This window comes from Alteromonas sp. I10, from assembly GCF_003201515.1.
Lineage (GTDB): Bacteria > Pseudomonadota > Gammaproteobacteria > Enterobacterales > Alteromonadaceae > Alteromonas > Alteromonas macleodii.
Genome location: NZ_QJJN01000001.1, coordinates 64,292 through 89,145, shown reverse-complemented (window position 1 = coordinate 89,145; position 24,854 = coordinate 64,292). Strand labels below are relative to the sequence as shown.

Below are 24,854 nucleotides of genomic sequence, written 5' to 3'. Positions count from 1 at the left end.
TAAATTCTCTTTAGAAAAAATTACGATATTTGCCGATTAGCGGTAATATGTTGCCGCTCGACGAGACAAGAACTTTCAGTAACCATCAGATTTTTAAAGGAGATTTCAATTGAAACAAAAACTTCAAATAGTTGAAATTAGTCGTGTATCACCACCTGCAGTTCATGCAGCCTTTACTGATTTGATGGAGAATCCCTTCGACAAAAGTAGCAGTTCACTGTTGTGCTGCTATCGCCAAGCAACAGATCATGTGAGCAGAGATGGCGCTATTGTTATCCTTACTTTGCGTAAAGAAACGTTAGAAGTGATCAACAAAGTGTTGATTAAAGAGCTCGGTACCGATTTAAGAGATCCTAAATTGATGTACGACGGTCAAAGAGCAATAGTAACGGCCTTCGCTAAGACAATTGATGAAAATGAACAAGCACATACTAAGATGCTAAGTGTTTTCTCCACAACTGGACAATCTTGGTCTAGCAAACACTGGTTCGGCGATGATGGCTGGTGGATATGGAAACCGCAATGGATAAACAATAAGGCATTCGGCTTTGCTTATCACCGCCCCGCTGATTACATTTCGCTTTACGAAGGCGACCCCACCCGCGCAATGCGCGTCCACAAACCAAACGTTTTCGGTCTTGCTAAAAATAACAAGGGATTCCCAAATGAAAGCGCCCTCTTGTTTGACCACGACGGTGAAGCAACAGTATTTTTAAGACGAGATGCCGATACATTTTCTGCTCAATTTGGCACATCTACGCCTCCCTATACAAAGTGGTTCTGGCATGACTTGGGAATTTATATTGGTGGGCCTTGTGCCATAGCGCTCACTAAAACAACATTCCTTGTTGCTGGTCGGCATGTGAACTGGGAAACCAGAGAGTTTTCGACACGACTTTGGCATTTCGATAAGACAAATAAAACACTAACCGAAATACTAACAATGCCCAGTAGCGGTGATACGAGTTATCCTGGCCTGATATTAGATAATGATCTACTTTACATGTCTTACTATTCAAGCCATATAGATAATCAGGCGAGGGTCTATGTAGCCAAAATTGATGGGGTTAAGTCGTTATTTTAACCCCGACTAAATGTAGTTAAATAAGGAAAGGTTGGAAATTTGCGGAAATGTTGCCAGTGCCGCACTTAACGCGGTTTCCTGTTTCGCAAATTCAGTCGATGCTTCAGCGTAGTCAACATCTTGAATTGAAGAGCGCTGGGCTTTCGCTGCAATTTCCATGTCTAGGTTACTTTCATAAGTACTTTCAGCGATATTCAAGCGACTTCCCAAGGAAGCGCGCTCTAGAGATATTTTCTCTAGGCCGTTATCCAGACCTACCAATGCATCGGCGATAGCATCCTGTAGCGCTCCATGATTAATTGAAGTGTCTGATAGTAAAGACTGCACTTCATGGATTGTTTGTGCCATGCTTTTTTTCTCAGGTTGATCTAGAGAAAAACTGATCGAGTCGCCTGGTGACGCAACAGCTTCAAATTGCATACCTTTCAGCGTAAAGGGCTCTCCTGAGGTGTAGCCTACCGTTTCAATAACTGCACCACTGTTTTGATTAACAAGCTGAGCCTGACCTGTTCCGAGAAAATCTACCCTAAAGTCGTTGTTTGTTAGGTTAGCATTATCATAATTATTATTAAAAAAGGTATCGAAAGTACCTTGCTCCATAATTGTCGCTCCCTCTAACGAGGTTACCGTATTCGCTGTTACTGAAAAGTTGAAACGAGATAGTACGTTCTCAAAAACTTCATACCCGTTACTGGTAGACTGAATCTTCGAGCTATTTGAAAGCTGAATGAAGTTTACGCCGGCATCGCCCGAAAAGGATATTGCATTACCTCCCGAAGCCGGGTTAAAAGTAAATGCTTGATTGCCAGATTGATAACCTGCGTACAGGTAATTACCATCTGCATCCTGCGTGTTCATCAAATCAAATATTTCGAGCTTAATTTGCTCTAACTCTGACCCGATAGCTCGTTTGTCAGGATCATCCAAAATACCATTTCCCGCCTGAACGATTAATGTTCTAGCACGGTTAACCGAATTGGTAATATTCGTCAATACCGCTTCCTGCTGTTCGAGCGAACCTGTTACTAGATCATTGTTGCGCTGAAATTGGGTTAGCTCATCGATTTCTTCGGTTAAACGTAATACTTTTGCCGCACCAACAGGGTCGTCACTCGGAGTGATAATGCGTTTTCCAGAAGCTAGCTGCTCTTGAGTCTTTGCCAAATCGCCCTGATTTTGCATAATCGAGCGCATGTTTTGATCATAAATTTGATTCGTTGATATACGCATAACTCACCTACCTTGCTGACTGCAAAATGGTATTAAACAATTCTTGCGCCGTAGACAAAATTCGCGCTGCGGCAGCATAGCTTTGTTGATACTTTATTAAATTTGCGGCTTCTTCGTCTAAGCTAACGCCAGAGACAGACTCAAACCAATTCTGCGATTGAACCTTCATGGCTTCCGCTGAAGCAAGTGTTACTTTTGCCATCGAGGCATCTTCACCAATTCGGCCAACCATAGATGCATAAGCATCTTGGAAGGTACGTGGTGTATTCGTTGCCTCACTGCTCACTTGCACCGTATTTTCGTTTTGAATAGCCGCTAAATTAAGCGCATTACTGTTATCGTTAAAGCCATCTGTATTATAGCTGATCGAGAAACTATCCCCAGCTTTTGGCACGCCATCCAAGCTCAAATCAAAGCCTGGATCTGGGCTTATTCCCGCTTGACTAATGAGGTTAGTTAAATCAGTTGTGCCAGTTACTGTAGCTAAAACATTACCGCTTCCATCTACAACGTCGTATGTACCTGCGGCCGTAAAGTTAATTTGAGCTGGCGCTGAATTTAACAACCCACCCGCTCCGTCAAAAGCAGAAGCGCCGACTTCTGTGTTAGATACCGTAACGTCAATGACATTTGCGCTTCCCAAATTTGTATTATTTGCTCCTGCTCTCACCGGGCTTGCAAACGCTAAATCTTCAGGGCGATTTGTCTCTAGTGTAATCTTAGACGCGATATCTTTAGTTGGCTGAATGAGAAACTCATTACCCACGGTATAGGGATCGGTTCCTGAGAAATCAACTTCAATACCACCGGGCAATTCATTAAACCCAGCTGTAACCGCGTAATTGGAATAGATAATATCATTGCCAGAAGCGTCTTTTTTCGGTGTGCCATCTGCATTTAATAGCGTAATTTCTATTTGGCTAGGCACGCCCGCAGTTACTGCCGTCACCTCAATTTTGTAGTCAGCATCCGTTAGCTCTGCACCTTTACCTTCGGTAATTTGTGCAGTTACAACATAGTCACCATTGGTATCGCTATATGCTAATCCGCGAAACGAAGGTATATCGAAAATATTGCTACCAAGTTGGCCGTCTAAGTCCATCCCCAATTTATTTTGCGTATTCATTGCATCGGCGAATGCTACTGATAGCTGACCAACATCCCGCATTGCAGGGCCTAAAATTTCGTTTCTGTACTCGAATAAACCGCCAAGTGCGCCACCTAAATCATCTTCTACGATACGTATTGAGGCATCAGCTTTTGTCTGTGAGCCAAAGTTTGTTTCTAGTTTAAGCTGCTTGAACGTTAAGTCAGCATTGGTATTCAGTTCAAATAAATTAAATGCGCCATTTTCTAATACCAATGACTCACCAGAAGTCAGGTTAATTGTTACCGCTCCATTTTGCGTGGTGCTTTCTTTAACTGTTATTCCCATGATTGAAGCGAGCTCGTCTATCGCTTGATCTCTCTCATTAAGCAATGCGCTAGGCTGGTCGCTGGTATTGTTACCATTGGCAATAACAATATTGCGATTTAGATCGCCAATATTGCCAATCAAGGTGTTCGCTCGATTCACCATCGACGTGAACTCTAGGTTTAATTCTTCTTCTTTCTCCAACATATAATCAGACAGTGTCTTCATTCGTTGGTACAAAGACTCAGATTTCCCTAACACTTGGTCGCGAGACGCCAGGTTAGTAGGATCGTCAGCAGCTGTTTGCAACGCGGCGAAGTACTCGCTCAATCCTTGGGAGATGGAGTTAGCCTCACTCGCTAATAGATTGTCAATGGCCGCTGTTTTACTAGAGAATGCCTCAAGCTCGCCGACAGAAGTAATGTCCCTGCGCAATTGATTTTGAGCAAATACGTTGATGATACGTTCGGTATTGCCGATCTCTACACCGAAGACTTGGCTGTTTTGAAGCTCAGTGCGCTCGCGAACATAGCCTGGCGTGTTGACGTTGGCAATATTGTTACTGGTCGTTTGTAATAGCTTACTACTGGCGTTAACACCACTGGTCGCTAATGAGAATAAATCGACAGAACTCACAATGTAATCTCCAATGCTATGGCATTAACGTGCTGAGACGATCGCTGTTATACACTGCCATTATCTTGCGCGCGTATTCAGGGTCGGTAGCGTAGCCCGCTTCTTGAAGCGCATGGGTATAGCGCGCTGCGTCAGAAGCATTCTCGACAGCATGACTGTAGCGAGGCTGTGATGTGATAAAGCGTCCATAGTCTTCCATTGCGTCTTCTACTGACGAGTAGGACCTAAAAGCAGCCTTTTGTTTTTGCGGTAGTCCATTGTTAAATTCCAACGTGTCGACTACAGCCTGCTCTCCTTGCCATCCCTTATTTGCTTTGATGCCAAATAAGTTGTGCGAGCTTTCCCCATCCGCTTTATGGATAACAAATTTCCCCCACCCGGTTTCAACTGCGGCTTGGGAAATTATTGCTTTAGGATCCATTCCGTATTTTTCTGCCACTTTCTCAGCTATTGGCATTAGGCTCTCTACAAACTGCTCGGGACTTTCGAACATGGCATCTTTTTGTGCTGACTGGCTACGAATAGACTGTGAAGAAAGGGCAATATCCTGCGCCTCAGCTACGTTGTACACACGGTTTCTGTTAAGTGATGATAAGTCACCGTCACTTCTGATTACACTGGCAGGCGTATAGCTATCCTCAGTTTGACCTAACTGTTTAACAATGACATCAGCGAGACCTAAGCCACCACCGGAAGTGAGGTCTGTCGCTAGCTGTTGGTCGTGCATATCACGATAAAATTTAACTTGCTGCGAATTAAATGGGCTATTTTCGTCAGCAAGGGCATCTTGCGCTTTACGCATTGATTTCAACATCATTTGCACAAATATCGCTTCAAACTGCTGGGCAGCTTCTTGCAATACCGTCTCGTCGCCCGACGCAATGGCTTTACGCATTTTGTTTATGCTGCCCATATCGTGGACATTGCGAGCCATATCAAGCTGACTTTTTGTGCTAAGTGATTCCATCGTGCTTATTCCGCTGTGACCTTATTTTTACTAACGTCTCGTAAATGCTCTTTGCTCGTTTTAAATAATAACGAGCTCTCCACGCAATGCGCCTGCTTGACGTAATGCTTCCAAAATTGCCATTAAATCGCCCGGCGCAGCGCCCACCTCATTGACCGCGCGCACAAGCTGGTCCAGAGTAACGCCTGGCTCAAACTTAAACATGCGGCTATCTGCCAAATCGACATCAACAATCGACTGAGTGGTAACAGCAGTCTGCCCTTCACCAAACGCGTTAGGTTGAGAAACTTGCTGATTTTCAGAGATGGTCACCGTTAGCCCGCCGTGAGTAATTGCTGCTGGTAACAAGCGAACGTCACTGCCAATAACAATGGTTCCTGTGCGGCTGTTTATTACCACACGCGCTGGCGCATCAGCTGGTGTAAATTCGAAGTTTTCTAAGGTAGCCAAAAAGCCCACGCGCTGACCGACATCTCGCGGGGCCGACACTCGAACAGACGCTGCATCAATGGGCTTAGCAATAACATAGCCATTTTCCGGCTGTGCACCTAAGCGCTCGTTGATCGTATCTGCAAGCGACTTGGCTGTTGAGAAATCTGGATAATGGAGGTTAAGCGTTAACGTGTCGCCATTGGCAAAGCCTGTTGGTACAGATTGCTCTACCATCGCACCGTTTGGAATTCTGCCTACCGTTGGCGTATTAACGACAATACGAGAGCCATCACCGCCTTGTGCGCCAAACCCGCTCACGACTAAGCTGCCTTGCGCTACAGCGTAGACTTTACCGTCAACACCGCGAAGAAACGTCTGGAGCAGTGTTCCGCCTTGAAGACTGGCCGCTTCGCCAACTGAAGAAACCGTAATATCAATGGTTTGTCCGGGTTTTGCAAAAGCAGGCAGGTCGGCGTGCACCGCCACTGCGGCCACGTTTCGTATTTTGGGCTTAGTGTTAGCGTCAAGACTGATACCAAAGTTACGCAGCATGGTTCTGAAACTTTGTTCGGTAAACGGGCTTTGTTCACCCGTTCCAGGCAAACCTACAACAAGACCATATCCCACTAACTGGTTACTACGTACGCCTTGAATACTCGCTACATCTTTAATGCGCTGCGCACCTGCCTGTGAAGATAAAAGCATTGTGAAAACGGCTAATACTACTGAAAACAAACGCATGTTCACTCTCCTATCCTAAAACCTAAAGAGGCCACCAAGCAGAATCAAAGAACTTGGTTAACCAACCCTTTTCTTGTGCTCGCGCAAAACTTCCCGTACCCGAATATTGGATACGCGCATTTGCAACCTTAGTGGACACGATTTCATTCTCGGGACTAATGTCTGCCGGACGAATGATGCCGGTAAGACGGATATATTCATCGCCCTGATTCAGGGTTAGCCACTTTTCGCCACGAATAACAAGGTTGCTGTTAGGAAGTACGTCGACCACAGTAACGGAGATAGCGCCGTTTAAGCTGTTGCTTTGGTTAGCAGTGGCATCACCGGAGAAATCTCGGGATGAACTTATTCCTAATTGTACGGACTCTCCGCCAATGTTTATCGCTTGCCCAGCAAGCCCGGTAATAGGGTTAAGATTGACGTTTGAATCTTTCGCTGTGCTAGTGTCGGCTGATTTGCTCGCTTGGGTATTCTCGCTTAACGTTACAGTGATGATGTCACCGACTCTTCTTGCGGTAACGTCAGAATATAAGTTGTTAGCAAGCTGCGAACGAAAAAGCGAGCCATCCTCTACTACCGTTTCACGCGGGTAATCTGGCACTACCGGTGCAAACGACGGGTCGTTTGCCTGAACAGGAGGCTCGTTTGTACTGGCGCAACCGCCAAGTATCAGAAGTGCAGCAGATAAACCTAAAATACGCATGATGCTACCTACTAAAGTTGCTGAATAACCTGACCAAGCATTTGGTCGACCGATGAGATAACCTTTGAGTTCATCTCATACAAGCGCTGGCTTTCGATAAGGTTTACTAACTCTTCAGTCACGTTCACGTTAGAGGTTTCCAACGTGCCTTGTGAGATGTACCCCAATCCTTGCAGACCAGGGATCCCCTGAATAGGCGCACCGCTTGACGCTGTCTCTACATAAAGGTTTTGTCCGGTTGGTTGTAATCCGGTTGGGTTAACAAAGTCAGAAATATTAAGCTGACCGAGTACCTGCGGTTCAGCTTGGCCCCGTATGCTCACGCTAATTTCACCATCTTGAGATATTGTGATTTGTTGCGCATCTTCGGGAATAGCCACTTCAGGCTGAAGCAAAAAGCCCGCGCCAGATGTAACAATTTGGCCTTGGTCGTTCAGTGAAAACTGACCATTTCTCGAATATGCAATGGTGCCGTCTGGCTGCAATATTTCAAAGTAACCACGGCCTTGAATTGACATATCAAGCGCGTTTTCAGTGGTTAACAGGTTACCTTGCGTATGTGCTTTTTGAGTAGCAACGACCTTCGAGCCTGAACCAAGCATAAGCCCAGAAGGTAGCTCTGTGTCAGCAGACGAACGACCGCCTGGCTGATTGATATTCTGATAAAGCAAATCTTCAAACACCGCGCGGTCTTTTTTAAAGCCCACTGTTGACGCATTGGCTAGGTTGTTAGATACCACTGCCACATCAGTCTGTGCGGCGTCTAGTCCGGTTTTACTTATCCATAGTGCTGGATGCATGTTAACCTCCGACGTTGCTCATGGGGCAACGATGATAAAAATTCGTTTACAGAATGCGTAATAACGCATTGCCACTTTGATCTAGTTTCTCTGCTTGCTTCATCATTTTGACTTGAAGCTCGTAGTGACGCTGCAGACTTATCATGTCTACCATTTCGTCAACCGCATTGACGTTGGAACCTTCAAGCATGCCCGACATTACTTTTACGTTGGCATTGGCTGGCGCTATTGAGCCATCTTCCATTCTAAATAAGCCGTCGTTCCCACGTTCCATGTCTGCATAGTTTGGGCTAACTAATTTAAGTCGCCCCACTTCTTCAATAACATTAGCAGGGGCACCTAACTGTCTCATTGACAACGTGCCATCGGCCGCAATATTGAGATTATCTAAAGGAACGGGAAGGAATATTGGCCCATTGTCACCAAGCACGACGCGATCGTGGATATCTGTCAAAATTCCGTCATCGCCCAACTTGAAATTTCCATCACGCGAGTAAGCTTCTTGACCATTTTGATCTTGTACAGCGAACCAACCATCACCTTGAATGGCTACATCTAAATCGCGGTCTGTTTTAATCATTGGGCCCGACTCGTAATTATTCGACGGGCTTTCTGTCATGGAAAACACGCGGGTCGGCAAACCTTCGCCGTAGGCCGGCATTGACCTTGCCTGCTCTAACTGCGCTCTGAATCCCGTTGTCTGTGCATTAGCCAAGTTATTGGCCCTAATCCCTGTTCCTAGTAGGTCTTGGGAGGCGCCACTTGCTGAAATATAGAGAAGTTTGTCCATGACTGACTTTTGACTCTGATTAAACCTTAAACAAGATTTTGCAAAGGCAGTGCCAATCTGTGGATATTTAGTGCAATTGAAAAATAAGGGCGGTATTGAATTGATATATATAGAAAAATAAAAAGGTCGCATTGTTGCGACCTTTCTAAATCGGGTCAAATAGGTACGGTTTTCCGCGCCTAAAATTTGCCGCTTAGCAATCTGCTAATGTAGCTTACTGCAAACTATCGAATGTTAAGGATAGTCTGGTTTAGCGAGTTGTTCACTTCAAGCGCACGCGAGTTTGCCTGGAAGTTACGCTGAGCGATAATCATATCGATGAGCTCAGTGGTAAGGTTAACGTTAGCTTGTTCTAGCGCCGAAGAGTTAATTTCGCCGAAAGTACCAGTTGTTGCTTCACCCGCTAGTGCCTCACCAGAAAGAATACTTTCCTTCCACTGAGTACTGCTCTCTTGAGTTAGGCCTTGTTCATTAGAAAAGCGAACCAAAGCGACACGAACAATAGGTTCAGACGTACCATTAGAGAACGTTGCACGAACCAGGCCGTCAGGACCGATATCGATACCCGTCAATCGACCTACAGGCAAACCATCCTGTTCTAATGATGTAACCTCGAACGCAGAGGCGAACTGAGTCGGCTCATTAGGCGTAGCGCTATTAACATCGAGGTTGAAATCTATACTTATTTGCTGCGTAGGATCTGAGCCATTAGCAAGAATACCTGCGCCTAGCGCTTCTGTTTCCATTTTGAAATCAAGTGTAGGTAGGCCATCAGGCGTTTCCATACCAGCGAAATCACCGCCTTGAGAGAAGATGAGTTTAGATGCTGTTACGGCGTTACCAGTGTTACCACCGACACTATTTACTGCTGTTGCTGGGTCTGTGTCATTACCCGCTGAATCTGTCATATCAACTAGCGTGTCATCTACTGCAGTAGCAACATACCACTCATTATCAACACCTGGTGTCGCATCCTTTATGAAGTAATAGGTCATTACGTGGCTATCACCTAACGAATCGTAAACGGTTACCGATGTTGCTGCGTTGTAGGTAAGCGGATCTTCAGGGTCAAAATCTTGTGGATCTAGGGCTGCATCACCAGCAGGCAAGTTCATTCGAATGTCAACTTCTGTGGTTTGTGCGGGAGAACCCGAAGAGTCTGGAATACGCACTGGCTCAGTAGTACTAAGTGCTACCGAGGCACTTGTACCATCAGAGTTAACGGGGAAACCCAATAAGTTATCGCCGTTACTATTAACCACGAAATTGTCGCTATCTAACTTGAACTGACCCGCACGTGTGAACGAGAAGTCGCGAGACGTAATTTCAGGTACTGTCGCAAAGAAACCATTACCCGTGATCGCCAAATCAAGCGAGGTATTGGTAAACTGAAGGCTACCTTGAGAAAATTGCTGAGCAACTTCTTGAGTGAGTACACCGTCACCTACTTTAGTTTTACCACCTGAAAGCAGTGATGCCGCATAAACATCGCCAAATTCAGCGCGAGATTCTTTAAAGCCAACTGTATTTACGTTTGCGATGTTGTTGGCGGTTACATCCAAATCTTTTTGTGCGGCTGATACGCCACTCAGTGCAATATTAAAAGACATTATTGATTCTCCTACTAACTGCCGATTTGAATGACGTCATCAAGATTGATACTGACATCACCATCCAAATTCAAAATTACGCCTTGACCACTACCAGCCAAGCTTACACTTCCAACATGGCGATTAACGGCGGTATTCAGCTGAACACCCTCTCCATTTAATTCGCCAGTGGCACTGATAACATATTCACCCGGTGCCATCTGGTTGCCATGCTTATCTTTGCCATCCCATTCAAACTCAATGTTGCCAGCGCTTTGTGTGCCTGCATCAATGGTTTTTATGACTTCACCAAACTGGTTCTCAATAGTGATCGTCATATTCTGAACTGTTTTTTCATTCACGATGACACCCGAAATGCCATCGCCTTCATTGGCCATATAACCCACGTTACCTTGAACCAGAACGTTTTGCCCGATAAGACTAGAAGCTTGTAACGCTTGATTCGATGTCATTGAAGCTGCAAACGACTCAAACTTTTCGTTAAGCTGGGAAATACCGTCGGCCATCGTAAATGATGTCATCTGCGCTACCATTTGATCGTTATCAACGGGTGCAGTGGGATCCTGATTGGCTAACTGCTCAGTTAACATTGAGAAGAAATCTTCCTGGGTTAACTGCTGCTCGGTGCCGTCAGCTATTTTGACGGTTTCCTCTTGCCAATACAGATCAGTATTTAAGCCAGTATTGTTTATGGTATTCACTGAGTAATCCTCACATTATTCAAGCGGCAAGTTACTGCCCTTGACCTAGCTGCAGTACGCGACGGAAAATACGCTTTGTGGTGTCCGCAACCTGCACGTTAGTTTCATACGCTTTAGACGCTGACATCATATTCGCCATCTCTTCTACAATGTTCACGTTGGGTTTATAGATGTAGCCGTTTTCATCTGCCATCGGGTTGTTAGGTGAATACTCCACTTGCAAAGGAGCATCACTTTCTACAATACCCTTTACTTGAACACCTGCACCTTTCGACTGGTCGCGCATTGCATCTTGCAACGCCGTAGCGAAAACTGGATGGCGAGCTCGGTATGTTTCGTCATAGCTGCTGCTAACCGAGTTAGCGTTGGCAATATTACTTGCCGTAGTATTAAGACGTACATTCTCCGCCTCCATACCCGTACTCGAAATTTGCATTACATTAAATAAACTCATGACTACTGACCTCCTGAGCTAAGCGCTTTTTTCATGCCTTTAATTTTTCCGTTCAAAAATTCTAGGCTGGCTTGGTAGCGCAATCCATTGTCTAAAAACCGATTTCTTTCCGCTTGAACTTCAACCGTATTACCGTCGCCAGTGTCTGGTTGTGTTGGGATGCGGTATTGCATGTCAAAGTTTGCCGCTACTGACGTAGAATTGCCGCTTAAGTGGCGATCATTTGTCCGCACCATTCCTGAAGAAGCGTGATTGGCTGTACCACCAGATGCTTCTCGCATAGCCGACTGCATTGCTTTATTAAAATCAATGTCCCGCGCTTTATAACCAGGCGTGTTTGCGTTCGCTAGATTTCCAGAAATCACTTCCATACGCTCTGTGCGTATAGTGAGTGCTGACTCATGAAAGCCAACCAGCTTATCTAGGTTAATAGCCATAACATGACCTCTGACATACTAAAAATTTGTTTCGTGGTGACAATGTAAGCGGACAATTAAATATCGAATCTTGCCGTTTTACTGTCGTTTGTAGAAATAGTTAGCAAGGCAAATGCCATAATGAGATTTTGACGGAGGGTGTAAGTCAAAAATGTCGACCTGATCGTAAAAAAAGTATTAGTTATCAGGCCGATAAGTTAGATCATTTTTTTTGATAGTAAAGGCCAGGGTGGCACTTAACCATACTGTAGGTATCACTTGCAGCGCTGATTGATTCAGAGGCGCCAAGGAAAAGCACACCCTGAGGCTGCAGCTGTCCGGCAATTTGTTGCAGGATGCGTTGTTTTACTTCGGCCGAGAAATAAATTAAAACATTACGGCAAAAAACGATATCAAAGCGGCCAAGTGCTGCATAGCTCGAAAGTAAATTTAGACTTCTAAAGCTTACCATCCGACGAACGTCGGGTTTTACCTGCATAAGCCCGCTATCATTTTGCTGGAAAAAGGCCTGTCTCCTTTGCGGGGACAATCCCCTTGCAAGGGACAGTTCGTCATAAATACCTAACTCACACTTTTGCAGCATTTCTGACGATAAATCTGTAGCAACAATTTCAACACCCGCTCTTAATGCACCTGGCCTTTGGCGCTGATATTCAAGTACAGACATCGCAATAGAATAAGGCTCTTGTCCAGACGAACAAGCGGCACTCCATATGCGAAGCTTCTGATTTTTTGCCGATAGTGTTGGTAGTAACTCTTTTACAAGTAAATCGAAGGGATAGTTGTCTCGAAACCACAACGTTTCGTTTGTAGTCATTGCGTCAATAACGTTCTGTAGTAAAGTTCTGTCGAACCCTTTCACAACCACGTCAATCAGTTCGTCAGCAGACTCATACTTATGCTTATAGAGTAATGAAGCTAAACGGCTGCGCACCAGGTATTGTTTATTATCACCTAATACTATGCCGCATTGCTTTTCCAAAAACTCTCTAAACTTAAGGTAACTTGCTGGCGAAACGTCTTTATTAGCCAATCCTATCTTGCTCCGTTATTCGCACTCAGTCATTAGCCACTTTTGTACCGCGGTAGCAAGTTCATCGGGGTGGAATTTCGCGATAAAGTCATCAGCCCCTACTTTCTGCACCATAGCTTGGTTGAAGACACCACTGAGCGACGTATGCAATACAACATGAAGCTTTTGAAGTTCAGGCGTATTCTTAATTTCGGCGGTTAGTGTATAGCCGTCCATTTCTGGCATCTCGATATCTGAGACCAGCACGCCTACACGGTTCGTTACATCGCCATACTCTTCCGCAATTTCTTTAAGCCTGTTTAATGCTTCAAGACCGTTTTTAGCTAGCTCAATTTCTAAGCCTAGTGAAGTTAGGGCCTTTTTAACTTGGTTTCTCGCTACCGCAGAGTCATCTGCAATAAAGATAATTTTGTTCTCTTGGCCTTCGGTTGTCAGACCTTCTGCCACCTCTGAACTTACTTCGGCATTCAACGGAGAAATTTCATTTAAAATTTTCTCAACGTCTAGAATTTCAATAAGTTCATTTTCAACTTCAGTCACCGCCGTTAAATAGCTTGCTCTGCCAGTACCTTGAGGTGGCGGCATGATCGCATCCCAATTGGTGTTGATGATACGCTCTACGGCACCCACCAAAAAGCCCTGAACTGAACGGTTATATTCCGCAATAACAATAAAGGCATTAGAGAGATCTTCAATTTTACGGCCGCGTGTTGCCATACTTAAATCAATGACCGATATGGTTTGACCACGGATGTGCGCCACACCACGAACCAACGGGTTTAATTTCGGCATTGCTGTTAGCGGAGGACACTGAAGCACTTCCCGCACTTTAAAAACGTTAATTCCAAAGCGTTGGCGGCCGTTCAGTCTAAACAGCAGCAACTCTAAGCGATTCTGCCCAACAAGCTGCGTGCGCTGGTTTACTGAATCTAAAATCCCCGACATAGGTCACCTCTAAGTAATACTGGGCATGATCATTGCCTCTTATGATAAAGATAGACAATATCACTAAATTTTTGCAGGTCAAACGACAGAAAAATGACACTAAATAGCATTTTTCAGTCTTTAGTAGGGTTTATACCTTAACTTAGTCAATGATCCTGCGTTGACGCTCGTGCTTGTAAACCTTATGGATTTACTTTGGCTGTTATTTATTTGCACTAAGCAAACCGGCCGTATTAAGCATAGTCAATAACTTGTAAACTGAACACGAAAAGTCATGATGAAAAATATGAACGCCAAAACGCGCCTTACATTCACACGATTACTGTCATTGACCGTTTTCAGTGTGCTTTCTATGAACTGCTTGGCGACACAAACCAATCACAAACAGGTTGAAGAAGGCGCAAAACAATACCTAATAACTCAACTTGCTGATAATACGCAGGATACTAGCATTGATGTGTCTATTGTGAAGATAGACGATAGGATAAATATTCCTGACTGCCCAACTGGGTTCGAATACAATGCGTCGCAAGAAGCGCTGAGCCAATCGTATATATCAGTTAGAGTGAGCTGTAGAAATAATGAATGGTACCTTTTTACCAGCGGGCAAGTAACGCGTACCAAAGAAATTGTTGTCACTCAAGGCGCAATAAGTCCAGGAACCGTACTAACATCATCGAATCTCTCTCTGGCAAAAGTTGATGTAAGACGATTGCGCCATACCGCATTTACTGAGCTAGAAGCACTTATTGGGGCTAGAATAAAACGCCGAGTGACTGACGGACAAGCTATACAGTCAAATATGCTATGCTTTGTGTGCAAAGGCGACAGAATTACCATAACTGCTGAGGTAGCAGGTATGGAAGTGAAAACAGCCGGAATCGCTCAGCAAGACGGTGTTGTTGGTGACAATATTAAGGTAATTAATGCCAGTAGCCAAAAGGCGGTGATAGCAAGAGTCGCAAGCCCTGAAGAAGTCGTGATACACTTATAAACGAGGCAGCGAATATCTACTTTTTTGTTCACAATTTAGCTAAAGAAATTAGCCAAAAGGCCGATACACTTTACAGAGGCGAAAAAGTAGTGAGGACTAATTATGGCAATTAACAATATAAACAATGGGTTACCGAAAACACCCGTTGATAATGGAAAGGTTGCACAGCAAAACCAAACGCAGCAATCTCCACAGCAGGCATCAACACAGGCTGCGCAAACCGCATCAGTTCCGCGTCAGGATTCTGTATCGTTGACGCAATCTGCTCAGCAGCTCAACCAGGTTCAGAAGAAAGGTTCGGAAGCGCCTGTGAACCAAGATAAAGTCGATCGCCTTAAGCGAGCGATTCAAAGTGGCGAGTATAAAGTTAATCCTGAAGTGCTTGCCAACAAGATTGCAAAACTAGAAGGTGAGATTTTTGGCGCTAAATAGTGAGCGACAAAACTCGTAACTAACCAGAAGAGAGCTAACGTGACTGAACAAGCAAGCCAATTGACACAAGCACTAACAAAGCAAGTGGAGCAACTGTCTTCACTTGCAGTATTGCTTGAAAAAGAATTGCAACTTATCAGTTCGCGAGACGCAGAATCTTTAATGAACTTATTAGACGAAAAGATAGCACTGTTAACGTCTATTCAGGCTCTCGATGGAAGCATTGAGCGCACAATTAACGATCAAGGCTCAATGTCAGAAGAAGATGAAGCATTAATGGCTAATGCAAAGAAACTTCTGGACGATTGCAAATACCGCACGCAGGTCAATCAAAAAGCCGTAGAGCAAGGACAGCTACGCCTCACACACTTACGTAACTTGATGATGGAAGTGCGTGCCAAAGAATCGCTCACCTATGACAAAAAAGGAAAGCCGAAAGGCGGGACTTTAGGGTCGGGAGTGAGCGCCTAATTTTTTGCGATTTCAGTAAACCCCACTCAGCGAGCTTTAACCATTAAGCCTTAACCGGTAAAAGTAAATTATATCTCTGTGAATTTGCGCATGTTTTAAGACTTCACGATACAGCCACTTGCGCCCCCCCCCCTTTCGCTAACGTTTAATAATACTTAACATCCTTTACTCGGCGCGGTTTTGCGGTCGACAGATATATATCGTAAACCTGCTGCATATCTAAAGCGAGTTCGGTGACGTATGTATCTTCACCTACCGGATAGGCTTTTACGACTTCAGCGCCTCTAATGACCCCCTCTACAGATGCTCGCAATGTTTCGCTATCTATAACCAAGTGAGACAGAGACTGATTGCCTTCAATTTTTTGACCATAGACTTGTTCAGTGAGCTCTCGGTATGCATCTAATTTTGACGCTTTCATCGCCATTATAAGCTTCATGCTGTCGCTTTCGCCATGCTGAGAAGAAATCGGCGCATAGCCTACCGCCTTGAGCACGGGATAGCTTTCTGGTTCTATTGTTTCCCACTCAACGTGTTTATCAATAATGCCGCATCCACCAGTGCTTATTGCTAAACCAAGAAAGCAAGACAGCAGCAGCGATTTTGATTTATGTATTTTTTTCAAGCACATAGTTTCATTTCCAAATTACATTATTAATAAAATCAAATGTGTAGTTACGCTGCTCTCGTCGGTGGCAGCCTTGTAACTACGAGATACTGCCATACTCGCGGTAGCAGATTTTGACATATCTAAACTGACGCTTTTTACAAACCTTTAGCAAGATACGCGTTGCAAGATATGTGCAAGATATGCGCCCGATTGATTTAATGGCGACGAAACCACATCAACTGGCACTCTTTTCGCATACTTCGCTTCATAAACCGGGCGCTTTGCATAGCGCAGTTAGATAAAAACCTCCAGAGGTGTGCGGTGCGACATATTAGCAAAACAAAGCTGGTAACTATTTTAAATGCAGTCGTGGCGGTAATTTGCCTGTTTGCATTTTTGGTTGGGCAAGCAAATGCCGTGTGGTACGAGGCTACAGGACAGGCTGTGGTGCGAAATGGTGATAAGGAAACTGCCAGACATGCGGCTACCCAAGAGGCACTTAAGCAAGCCATGCTTTTTGCAGGCGCGTCAGTTCATAGTGTCGCCAAGCTTACAAATGGTCTTCTTAAAAATGAAGAGATGACCATTCGCTCTACCGGCGAAGTTGAACAATTGGAACTAGTTGATGAAGTTTATAGCGGCGATGTGATTACGGTAAGTATTCGCGCTGACATTTTTCCAAGAGGAAAAGTGTGTGCCGCACAAAATGACCAAAAACATTTCGCTACTACACATTTCAGGGTACGTAACAGAGCGCAGCTAACACAGGGTAATATTCCCAATTTCGATGCTTCATTCACCCAGCAGTTAGCGCAGGCCATGCGAAATAAAACTGAAAACCTAGATATTATCTATATCGCGCCACATACTGCAAAATTTGACAGTCGATATACTGACCAAAATGTACGCACGCTTTCAGCGCAAAGTAATACTCAATTTGTGCTGGTGGGCATGATAGATGATTTAAGCATGACACGGGAAGAGGCTTCGGTTTTTACACCGTGGCGTGAGGGTACTTCTCGACGCTCCTTTGCTATGACCATTCAAGTCTATGACGGCATTAATGGAGGCCTGTTGTTGACTAAGTCTTATCAGAATCAAGGAGAATGGACATTCGACAGATTCGAAGATGTAGATGAATTTTCGACGAAGTTTTGGCAGTCGCTTTATGGGCAAACTGTCAACGCGACAATAGCAGAAGCGATTGAAGACATAAAAGAAGCCACTGCATGCCAGCCAATGACAGGTAGAGTGATTAATGTTGCCGGCGATAAAATTTCTGTATCGTTAGGCAGAGATAATGGCATTTCTGAAAAAGATGAACTATACCTTTATCAAGCTAAAGAGATTGTCGATAACCGTGGCCGTAAATACTTACAGTACTCGCTATATCCTGGCAAATTTGTAGTGAGTAGTGCCTACGGTAATTCGTCTCTAGTAGTAAACGAAGGTGCAGGAATTATCGCAAACATTCAAGAACACGATTTTGTAGTAAAAAAATAGTCTTTCTCGATTTCCACTTTAGCATTCGAAATCATGGTTGGTTTATCAGCACAGCCATGTTATACCTATAACTACGTATAGCAAATTATACTTAAACTTTAGGTGAAGAAGGTTACGCTCGCCTATACTTTAGTATAACTAAAATAATGAAGTTATGACCCTTTCTCTATTTGCGTCGCACTGCTTAGCATTAGTGGCCCTGCTACTGGCTGGACAGCAAATGAAGGATCAGTATGTAATCGAGTTTCCAAAGCTTGAACAGGAAGTAAAAAATAAATTTGGAGCTGATAAAGCATCACACGTTGCAGCGCTAGAAGTTGCCCTACACGCTCTTGAAAGTAAGGGTGTCAAAGATCAATTGCTTGGTGTAAACGCTTTCTTTGATGAGCATATTCAGTATGCTACTGACGATATTGTGTTTAAAGAAAAAGACTACTGGGCAACCCCTTCTGAACTTTTTGGCCATTCTCGCGGAGATTGTGAGGATTATGCCATTGCAAAATACGTAGCTCTGCTACACTTAGGTATCGATAGTTCTAAACTTCGCCTAATTTATGTAAAAGCGAAGATTGGTAGAAGTCGAGTAACACAAGCACATATGGTTTTAGGATACTATGACTCCCCTTCATCGGATCCCCTTGTGCTAGACAGCTTAGTGTCTAATGTATTACCCGGCTCACAGCGCACAGACCTGATACCTGTTTTTAGTTTTAACGACTCAGGTATTTGGCAACCAGGCAAAACGGCACAGGTTTCTTCGTCTACCAGTAGACTATCTAGGTGGCGTGACGTTATTGAGCGCATGAAGCAAGAGGGGATTAGCAGAAGGTCCTAGGAGTTTATGTCAATAACAAGAGAATTATGGCTAGCCATTGTAGTCGTTGTCCTTGTTGCAATTGCAGGTAGCGTGACAATTCATGGAATTACTACGAAGCAATACGTAGAAGAACAGCTTTACTCAAAAAACTTAGATAACGCAAGTATGATGGCGTTAACGCTAAGTGGATTAGAAAAAGACCCCGTATCTTTAGACCTTTTCATCATGTCCCAATTCGATATAGGACACTACGCAACAATTGTACTTCAAAAAGCGGACGGCGAAATTGTGTCTGCCCACACCCACGAAGTGCAATTAGATGAAGACACGCCCAGATGGTTTGCAGACAATTTCTCACCGAATGTCAATCCAGGTATTGCTCAGGTTAGCGAGGGGTGGGGTCAGTACGGTACGATATATGTTGAAACCGACACCAGCTTCGCCGTTGCATCTATGTGGCGCGCTACTCAACGGCTCATTTTTGGCCTGTCCCTTGTAGGTATCTTCTCAGGAATAATAGGCGCGTGGGCACTTCGTTTTATTATTCGACCTCTGGATGGCGTTGTTAATCAAGCCGAGTCTTTTGGTGAAATGAAATTTGTTCAACTGCCCGAACCTCGCACGCTAGAACTCAAACGTGTAGTTCGCGCGATGAATTTCTTAGCAAGAACGTCCAAGAAGATCATGGAGGAGGAGAATACCCGCCTTGATCTCATGCGCTATAAAACCCAATTCGACGACGAATCAGGTGTCGCCAACAGGGACTATTTTATATCGATTTTAAAAGGCCAACTTGCCTTTCGCGATACAGAAGGCGTCAACTGCGTCTTTTTTGTGAGATTTACTGAGGGCGAAGGTTTCTTGCGCTCCCCGGCCAATATACGTAAAAATCGTATTCGCGACTTCGTTGAAGAAATTAATGATTGCCTTTCTATGCATCATCACCTTTTCACCGACAGTCGTATTGCTAGAATGCAAAAGAATGAATTTGCTATTCTCCTCACCGAAACACACGATGCCGTTACTATATCTGAAGCATTACACGGTGCGTGTTTAAGTGCATTTAGCCGCGATGGCGACCCTCAAGTCTTTCAGTCGGTTGTGAAATTACGACCAGATGACAGCTTTTCAAACGCACTTATGCGCGCTGATGCAATGATAGATGAAGCCGAAGCGGATGAAATGGATGAACCGTTTGTCGAGGCCCCGCTAAGAGAATTCATTTCACTTGTGGAAGAGAAGCGATGGGAGCAAGAGCTCAAACGTGCTATCGATGAGCGCGATGTAGAAACATTTAATTTCCCAGTGCTCGATATAGACAGAAATTTGGTTCATTACCAAAGCTGGGCTGGGGTGAACATAGACGGCGAGCTTAGAAAGAGCGGCTTCTATACCCACTGGGCACGTTACTTAGGTTTGTTGCCACAGTTAGAACTGACAACCATTATTCACCTTATTGATTACATTAACCGTTCTGGCACAGAATCGAAGTTTGCTTTTCTTTGCTCTGAACAGTTCATGCTAGACCCTGAAACCCTTGCACAGCTTTATTATCAAATAGGTACCAACTCAAAAGCAGCTAAACAGCTGTGCTTCGAAGTAAGGGAATCTACAGCAACACGTTTCCCTGACGAATTTAGCGACTTTTGCACTACGCTTAAAGCTAAAGAATGCGAAATAGGCCTTAAACGTGTAGGCGAATCGTTCTCGCAACTGTTAGATGTGCAAGAGATGGGGCTAGACTATGTGAAAATTGATTCCGCATTTATGGCCGACATAGACTTCAACCCTGCTAATCACGCTTTCCTTCGAGGCTTCTGCTCACTGGCGCATACTTTCGGTATTAAAGTATACGCCGACGGCGTTAAACGCTCTGACCATCAAGCGCTCTTTATAGAACTTGGTATTGACGGCGTTGTATCACACATGGAAGTTATAGAGCATCTTTTAGATGACTAAATTCACCAAGTCGAAGTAATAGACTGATTCGGTCCTTTGCCTCAAATTTGTGTAAGAGCGTACCCACATATTCTTTAACGGTACGCTCAGTAATACCGTGCTCTCTTGCAATTTCTTTATTGCTTAACCCATCTAAAATGCCGCTCAATACGTCCTTTTCGCGGTTCGTTAAGCCACTTAAAGCAGGTAACACGCGTTTAGACTGCAGATTGACCGCCACATTAGATGTTGTCACTAAAAGTAACTCATTAGGTAACCACATGCCTCCGGCTTCTATCACCCTCGCTACCGAAGATAAAAGAGACTGGGTTCCTAATGCGTGACAATACGCCCTAGCGCCTAGCATCAGCGCTGTTTGCATCTCTAAACGGTCATATTTGTAGGTTAGTAATACCACTTGCGTTACTTTTTGCTTGGCTTCAATTAGCTGTTGCCGCCAGTTCTCATCGCTTGCCAATATCCATATACAATCAGTTTGATCACATGTTAGTTGATCAACCCGACTATAGCTGATCCACGAATACTGGGTTAGCGCCCCTTGCAAATTTTTCTCGGCAATGAAATGTCTCATTTAACGCTCCCGCAGCGCAGAGGCTGTAACATTGAACAGAGGGGATAATATATAGTTAAGGACAGTTTTCTTTCCCGTCAATATGTCTACCTGTACGATCATTCCAGGTAAAATATCTAACGCTTCATCAGCAATGCTTTTCTTCGTTTCAAGCCTGACTAAATAGTAGGTTTCATCTTTCTCGTTGGTAATGGCGTCTGCACTGATATGTCGGACTTCAGCGGACATACCGCCATAAATAGTGAAGTCATAAGCACTGAATTTTAAGATGGCCTGCTGCCCTTCTCGAATAAACGCAATGTCTTTAGGCGAGACCTTTGCCTCAACAATAAGTTGATCATCTTGAGGAACGAGTTCCACTACCGCGCTGCCTGGAGTAATGACCCCACCAATGGTATTGATGAGCAAGCGCTGCACCGTACCATTGATTGGCGATCTCAGCGCTGCTTGTGACACCACATCTTCTAAACTGGTTTGAGACTGCTGCAATGTCGCCATTTCGGCGGTGGCTTCGGTCAATTCTTGGTTCCATCGATTAACCAGTTTAAGACGCGCTTCTTCCTTCTTTATGATTTCTTCTTCGATGGCGTTTAACCCACGCTCAATCGCTACCTTGGACTTGGTGATGTTTCCTTCTAGCTCTACTATCTGACGTTCCAATCGAAGGATTTCAATCTCCGACACAGCACCTGATGCAAGTAATGGCTTGGTCACAGAGAGCTCTTTCTTTGAGAGGGACAAAACGTTTTGATACTGGGAAAGATTCGCTCGCTCTTCTTCCACGTCTTGACGGCGTTGCATAATACGAGAATCCGATCCTGCTGCAACTTCATCAAGCTCCGCCAAGTTGGAATTGTAGAGCTTGCGTTCGTTATCAACGATCGTTGGAGCCTGTTCGCGAAGCTCTCGATTAAACCGCAACACGTCACCTTGGGTAAGCGCAGATAAGCGCTGCACTTTCGCCGCCAGCGCCGCAAACTGGGTTGTGTTTTCTTCAAGGCTTGACAAAAAACGGGTAGGATCAACCTTTAATAACACTTGCCCAGCTTCAACCGTTTGCCCTTCTCGTACTAATATATCCTGTACAATTCCTCCGTCGTAGGATTGGAGAACCTGTAGTTGCTGTGACGGTATGACTTTACCATCGCCTTTGGCAACTTCATCAATCTCTGCAAAATACGACCACACCACCAAAAGAAATAAAACTAGTGATACCAAATACAAAAGCCCACGGGCTTTCACCGGCGTTTGCATTATACGTGACCACTCGGCTTCCAATACCCAGTCCTGACCTGGAGGTGGCGCTAGCCAACCTCGCATTAATCGCTGCAACCAGTCTTTTTTCTCACCACCACTGTTTAAAATCATGGCGCCCTCTTAAGTATTTGACTTGGCTGTTTAAACTGAACAAGTACATCTTCCTTCTTACCGTCAGCAATAACTTTTCCGTTCTCGACAACAATCACGCGCTCAACAAGGTCAAGCAACGTAGTACGATGAGTATTGATGATGAGTGTTTTGCCGGATGTCGCTGCTTTTATGGTTTCCTTCATCTGCGCTTCGTTTGTTGAGTCCATGGCTGAGGTAGGCTCATCCATGATATATATCGCAGGGTTTCGCACTATGGCTCTAGCCATCGCTACTGCTTGTCGCTGACCACCAGAAAGTAAGCTACCTCGCTCACCTACATTTTGCTCTATCCCGTTGGCATTACCATTAACAAGTTTAGCCAAACCACACTGAGTCAGTACCTCCCAAAAGTCACTTTCATCGATATGTAAATCTTCAGACATAATATTGTCTTTCAATGAACCGTAGAAAAGGCTGACGTCTTGTGGCACGTAACCTATCTGTTTGCGAAGTAGTGTCGCGTCGTATTGCTGAAGGTCAATGCCATCCACGAGTAACTGCCCAGACTCAGGGCGGTAAAAGGCCATAAGCAGTTTGTTCAAGGTAGATTTTCCGCATCCGTTTTTGCCCAAAATCGCTACGTGCTCACCTTGTTTAATTGAGAAGTTTATGTCTTTGAGTGCAAGTACGGTTTCATCCGGATATTTAAAGCATAGCTGGCTTGCATCAATATTCCCCTTAAGCACAATATTACTTTTTATCTGCTTATTACTGCCTGACTCACTCGGTAAAGACATAATATCGTCAAGGGCATTCTTCGCCGTCTCAGCGTGATGGTATTGCGCCAATAAAGCCGCAGCCTGGGAGACCGGCCCCATGGCTCGGCTAGACAATAGGTAGGCAGCAATCAATCCACCTTGGGTGATTACACCTTCAATGATCAGATATACACCAGTTAAAATGATTACAACGCCGACTGACTGCTGAACCCAAAGTGCAGCATTATTTACCGACATCGAAACCAAACGCAGCTTGGCGTTAACTTTGGCTAGAAATATCGTCTGTTTTTCCCACGCACTTTGGTTTCGGCTCTGGTAACCAAAAGCCTTAATGTCCTCTAAAGAAGTCACGCTTTCGGTAACGAGGGAGCTTTTTCGAGAGCTAATCTCCATCGACTCTTCTGAAAGAGAACGCATTACGCGTTGCGCTTTCATGGCGTATAGGAAAAGCGCGGTAGCGCCAATAAGAATAGGAATGATCAAATAAAAATCGATCATGGCTATGATAACGACAAACAGGAGCCCGAATGGCAAATCAACCAATGCCACCAGCGTTACAGAACCAAAAAACTGCCGAATACTCTCAAAAGATTGCAAGCTGTTTATAAAGGAACCGCTTTTTGCTGGCCTACTGGCCAAATTTATAGACAGTACTTTTTCCATAATTTTTGCAGAAAGCGTGACATCTAGCCGACTTGCCGCCAGTTCTACAAAGTACTGCCGAAGCATGCGTAACAGGAAATCTGCCGCGAGAACTAAAAGCACGCCGATCGCCAGCGCCCACAAGGTTTCCAGTGCCGCATTTGGCACCACCCTATCGTATACATTCATTACAAAAAGAGGCAGGGCAATGGAAAGCAGGCTAATAAAAACAGAGGCTAGTAGTACATCCCTATACAGCCCTTTTGCAGATTTGATAGATGACCACAACCAGTGCCCTACCGAGGACTTGTCAATTTGCGCATTTGTTTCTTGCGCATGCATCTCTGGACGAGCAAATATTATGTACCCAGTATAACGGGCAGCAAGTTCATCTCTGGGAACTTCAACCACGGCGTCATCTAGTTCTGGATACGAAACTCTTGCATGGGTAGGCTCTAAGCCATGTAGTACACAGGCTTGCTTTTCATTTAGGACTAATACAGCGGGCAAAAGCGCAGTATTAATGTGGTCTAAATCGCGCTTAACCGTTCTGCTGGCGAGTCCCGCCCGTTTAGCTGCACGCTCAAATCCTGTGGGCGATAATTCGCCGCTATCTAAGGGAAGCCCACTGAGCAGGCTGACTCGAGATACATCCAGATGGTGCGCATGACAGATCGTAATCAAACAATCCATCAATACGCCTCCTTGCTGTTCCAAATAGGATATGTCGTCTACGACCTTCTTTTCCT

The 24,854-nt window shown here is 44.6% G+C and carries 24 protein-coding genes; 7 read left to right on the top strand and 17 right to left on the bottom strand.

Going from position 1 to position 24,854, the window contains the following annotated elements; genetic code table 11:
* Positions 1-109: 109 nt before the first annotated feature.
* On the top strand, positions 110-1,084 hold the full coding sequence (locus tag BZA03_RS00300) for a hypothetical protein (protein ID WP_014975881.1): 975 nt from the start codon (positions 110-112) through the stop codon (positions 1,082-1,084).
* Positions 1,085-1,090: 6 nt separating this feature from the next.
* Here BZA03_RS00300 and flgL read toward each other — a convergent pair whose 3' ends face one another.
* The 13 genes from flgL to BZA03_RS00235 form a co-directional block, all read right to left on the bottom strand.
* A complete protein-coding gene (gene flgL, locus BZA03_RS00295) occupies positions 1,091-2,314 on the bottom strand; it encodes a flagellar hook-associated protein FlgL (protein WP_110287680.1) in 1,224 nt (407 codons plus the stop codon).
* Between the two features lie 7 nt (positions 2,315-2,321).
* Positions 2,322-4,364 carry a flagellar hook-associated protein FlgK gene (gene flgK / locus BZA03_RS00290; protein WP_110287679.1) on the bottom strand — a complete coding sequence of 681 codons (2,043 nt, stop codon included), beginning with the start codon at positions 4,362-4,364 and terminating at the stop codon, positions 2,322-2,324.
* Positions 4,365-4,380: 16 nt separating this feature from the next.
* Positions 4,381-5,331: a flagellar assembly peptidoglycan hydrolase FlgJ gene (flgJ, locus tag BZA03_RS00285; protein ID WP_110287678.1), complete on the bottom strand. Its 951-nt coding sequence runs from the start codon at positions 5,329-5,331 to the stop codon at positions 4,381-4,383.
* A 60-nt stretch (positions 5,332-5,391) separates the two neighbouring features.
* Positions 5,392-6,504: a flagellar basal body P-ring protein FlgI gene (locus BZA03_RS00280; protein WP_110287677.1), complete on the bottom strand. Its 1,113-nt coding sequence runs from the start codon at positions 6,502-6,504 to the stop codon at positions 5,392-5,394.
* A gap of 22 nt (positions 6,505-6,526) precedes the next feature.
* Positions 6,527-7,207, bottom strand: coding sequence for a flagellar basal body L-ring protein FlgH (gene flgH, locus BZA03_RS00275; protein WP_014948599.1), 681 nt, complete (start codon positions 7,205-7,207; stop codon positions 6,527-6,529).
* 11 nt (positions 7,208-7,218) lie between these two features.
* Positions 7,219-8,007: a flagellar basal-body rod protein FlgG gene (flgG, locus tag BZA03_RS00270; protein WP_014948598.1), complete on the bottom strand. Its 789-nt coding sequence runs from the start codon at positions 8,005-8,007 to the stop codon at positions 7,219-7,221.
* A gap of 46 nt (positions 8,008-8,053) precedes the next feature.
* On the bottom strand, positions 8,054-8,797 hold the full coding sequence (locus BZA03_RS00265) for a flagellar basal body rod protein FlgF (RefSeq protein ID WP_012517630.1): 744 nt from the start codon (positions 8,795-8,797) through the stop codon (positions 8,054-8,056).
* Positions 8,798-9,021: 224 nt separating this feature from the next.
* Positions 9,022-10,407 carry a flagellar hook protein FlgE gene (gene flgE / locus BZA03_RS00260; protein ID WP_110287676.1) on the bottom strand — a complete coding sequence of 462 codons (1,386 nt, stop codon included), beginning with the start codon at positions 10,405-10,407 and terminating at the stop codon, positions 9,022-9,024.
* 14 nt (positions 10,408-10,421) lie between these two features.
* Entirely contained in the window at positions 10,422-11,108 is a 687-nt protein-coding gene (flgD, locus tag BZA03_RS00255) for a flagellar hook assembly protein FlgD (RefSeq protein ID WP_012517628.1), read from the bottom strand.
* A gap of 31 nt (positions 11,109-11,139) precedes the next feature.
* The gene (gene flgC / locus BZA03_RS00250) at positions 11,140-11,562 is read right to left on the bottom strand and encodes a flagellar basal body rod protein FlgC (RefSeq protein WP_012517627.1); all 423 of its coding nucleotides are present in this window, start codon (positions 11,560-11,562) and stop codon (positions 11,140-11,142) included.
* A 2-nt stretch (positions 11,563-11,564) separates the two neighbouring features.
* Entirely contained in the window at positions 11,565-11,999 is a 435-nt protein-coding gene (gene flgB, locus BZA03_RS00245; protein ID WP_014948594.1) for a flagellar basal body rod protein FlgB, read from the bottom strand.
* Between the two features lie 202 nt (positions 12,000-12,201).
* Positions 12,202-13,032, bottom strand: coding sequence for a protein-glutamate O-methyltransferase CheR (locus BZA03_RS00240; RefSeq protein ID WP_014975874.1), 831 nt, complete (start codon positions 13,030-13,032; stop codon positions 12,202-12,204).
* Between the two features lie 15 nt (positions 13,033-13,047).
* Positions 13,048-13,977: a chemotaxis protein CheV gene (locus tag BZA03_RS00235; protein WP_014948591.1), complete on the bottom strand. Its 930-nt coding sequence runs from the start codon at positions 13,975-13,977 to the stop codon at positions 13,048-13,050.
* Positions 13,978-14,254: 277 nt separating this feature from the next.
* Between BZA03_RS00235 and flgA the strand changes: the two genes are divergently transcribed.
* The 3 genes from flgA (at position 14,255) to flgN (ending at position 15,874) form a co-directional block, all read left to right on the top strand.
* Entirely contained in the window at positions 14,255-14,971 is a 717-nt protein-coding gene (gene flgA / locus BZA03_RS00230; protein ID WP_014948590.1) for a flagellar basal body P-ring formation chaperone FlgA, read from the top strand.
* A 102-nt stretch (positions 14,972-15,073) separates the two neighbouring features.
* The gene (flgM, locus tag BZA03_RS00225; RefSeq protein WP_014948589.1) at positions 15,074-15,403 is read left to right on the top strand and encodes a flagellar biosynthesis anti-sigma factor FlgM; all 330 of its coding nucleotides are present in this window, start codon (positions 15,074-15,076) and stop codon (positions 15,401-15,403) included.
* 39 nt (positions 15,404-15,442) lie between these two features.
* On the top strand, positions 15,443-15,874 hold the full coding sequence (gene flgN / locus BZA03_RS00220) for a flagellar export chaperone FlgN (RefSeq protein ID WP_110287675.1): 432 nt from the start codon (positions 15,443-15,445) through the stop codon (positions 15,872-15,874).
* Positions 15,875-16,019: 145 nt separating this feature from the next.
* On the opposite strand, the gene BZA03_RS00215 is transcribed toward flgN, so the two are convergent.
* Positions 16,020-16,505, bottom strand: coding sequence for an LPP20 family lipoprotein (locus BZA03_RS00215; protein WP_014948587.1), 486 nt, complete (start codon positions 16,503-16,505; stop codon positions 16,020-16,022).
* 300 nt (positions 16,506-16,805) lie between these two features.
* Here BZA03_RS00215 and BZA03_RS00210 point away from each other — a divergent pair, with 300 nt between their 5' ends.
* From BZA03_RS00210 to BZA03_RS00200, 3 genes are all read left to right on the top strand, one after another.
* The gene (locus BZA03_RS00210; protein WP_110287674.1) at positions 16,806-17,987 is read left to right on the top strand and encodes a flagellar assembly protein T N-terminal domain-containing protein; all 1,182 of its coding nucleotides are present in this window, start codon (positions 16,806-16,808) and stop codon (positions 17,985-17,987) included.
* Between the two features lie 220 nt (positions 17,988-18,207).
* A complete protein-coding gene (locus BZA03_RS00205; protein ID WP_258364559.1) occupies positions 18,208-18,822 on the top strand; it encodes a transglutaminase-like cysteine peptidase in 615 nt (204 codons plus the stop codon).
* A 6-nt stretch (positions 18,823-18,828) separates the two neighbouring features.
* Entirely contained in the window at positions 18,829-20,763 is a 1,935-nt protein-coding gene (locus tag BZA03_RS00200; RefSeq protein ID WP_110287672.1) for a LapD/MoxY N-terminal periplasmic domain-containing protein, read from the top strand.
* Here BZA03_RS00200 and BZA03_RS00195 read toward each other — a convergent pair.
* The 3 genes from BZA03_RS00195 to BZA03_RS00185 are packed head-to-tail and all read right to left on the bottom strand — an operon-like array spanning position 20,738 to position 24,798.
* Positions 20,738-21,334 carry a response regulator transcription factor gene (locus BZA03_RS00195; protein ID WP_110287671.1) on the bottom strand — a complete coding sequence of 199 codons (597 nt, stop codon included), beginning with the start codon at positions 21,332-21,334 and terminating at the stop codon, positions 20,738-20,740. The genes BZA03_RS00200 and BZA03_RS00195 overlap by 26 nt on opposite strands.
* Positions 21,335-22,702 carry an HlyD family type I secretion periplasmic adaptor subunit gene (locus BZA03_RS00190; protein WP_039224798.1) on the bottom strand — a complete coding sequence of 456 codons (1,368 nt, stop codon included), beginning with the start codon at positions 22,700-22,702 and terminating at the stop codon, positions 21,335-21,337.
* On the bottom strand, positions 22,699-24,798 hold the full coding sequence (locus BZA03_RS00185; protein ID WP_110287670.1) for a type I secretion system permease/ATPase: 2,100 nt from the start codon (positions 24,796-24,798) through the stop codon (positions 22,699-22,701). Before BZA03_RS00185 ends, BZA03_RS00190 begins: the two co-directional genes overlap by 4 nt.
* Positions 24,799-24,854: the final 56 nt, after the last annotated feature.

What these genes read in the sequence shown, in the direction of transcription:
- flgL (WP_110287680.1), bottom strand. Translation starts at nt 2,314, where the DNA reads ATGCGTATATCAACGAATCAAATTTATGATCAAAACATGCGCTCGATT.
- flgJ (WP_110287678.1), bottom strand. Translation starts at nt 5,331, where the DNA reads ATGGAATCACTTAGCACAAAAAGTCAGCTTGATATGGCTCGCAATGTC.
- BZA03_RS00280 (WP_110287677.1), bottom strand. Translation starts at nt 6,504, where the DNA reads ATGCGTTTGTTTTCAGTAGTATTAGCCGTTTTCACAATGCTTTTATCT.
- flgH (WP_014948599.1), bottom strand. Translation starts at nt 7,207, where the DNA reads ATGCGTATTTTAGGTTTATCTGCTGCACTTCTGATACTTGGCGGTTGC.
- flgG (WP_014948598.1), bottom strand. Translation starts at nt 8,007, where the DNA reads ATGCATCCAGCACTATGGATAAGTAAAACCGGACTAGACGCCGCACAG.
- BZA03_RS00265 (WP_012517630.1), bottom strand. Translation starts at nt 8,797, where the DNA reads ATGGACAAACTTCTCTATATTTCAGCAAGTGGCGCCTCCCAAGACCTA.
- flgE (WP_110287676.1), bottom strand. Translation starts at nt 10,407, where the DNA reads ATGTCTTTTAATATTGCACTGAGTGGCGTATCAGCCGCACAAAAAGAT.
- flgC (WP_012517627.1), bottom strand. Translation starts at nt 11,562, where the DNA reads ATGAGTTTATTTAATGTAATGCAAATTTCGAGTACGGGTATGGAGGCG.
- flgB (WP_014948594.1), bottom strand. Translation starts at nt 11,999, where the DNA reads ATGGCTATTAACCTAGATAAGCTGGTTGGCTTTCATGAGTCAGCACTC.
- BZA03_RS00235 (WP_014948591.1), bottom strand. Translation starts at nt 13,977, where the DNA reads ATGTCGGGGATTTTAGATTCAGTAAACCAGCGCACGCAGCTTGTTGGG.
- flgA (WP_014948590.1), top strand. Translation starts at nt 14,255, where the DNA reads ATGAAAAATATGAACGCCAAAACGCGCCTTACATTCACACGATTACTG.
- flgM (WP_014948589.1), top strand. Translation starts at nt 15,074, where the DNA reads ATGGCAATTAACAATATAAACAATGGGTTACCGAAAACACCCGTTGAT.
- BZA03_RS00215 (WP_014948587.1), bottom strand. Translation starts at nt 16,505, where the DNA reads ATGTGCTTGAAAAAAATACATAAATCAAAATCGCTGCTGCTGTCTTGC.
- BZA03_RS00205 (WP_258364559.1), top strand. Translation starts at nt 18,208, where the DNA reads ATGAAGGATCAGTATGTAATCGAGTTTCCAAAGCTTGAACAGGAAGTA.
- BZA03_RS00200 (WP_110287672.1), top strand. Translation starts at nt 18,829, where the DNA reads ATGTCAATAACAAGAGAATTATGGCTAGCCATTGTAGTCGTTGTCCTT.
- BZA03_RS00195 (WP_110287671.1), bottom strand. Translation starts at nt 21,334, where the DNA reads ATGAGACATTTCATTGCCGAGAAAAATTTGCAAGGGGCGCTAACCCAG.
- BZA03_RS00190 (WP_039224798.1), bottom strand. Translation starts at nt 22,702, where the DNA reads ATGATTTTAAACAGTGGTGGTGAGAAAAAAGACTGGTTGCAGCGATTA.
- BZA03_RS00185 (WP_110287670.1), bottom strand. Translation starts at nt 24,798, where the DNA reads ATGGATTGTTTGATTACGATCTGTCATGCGCACCATCTGGATGTATCT.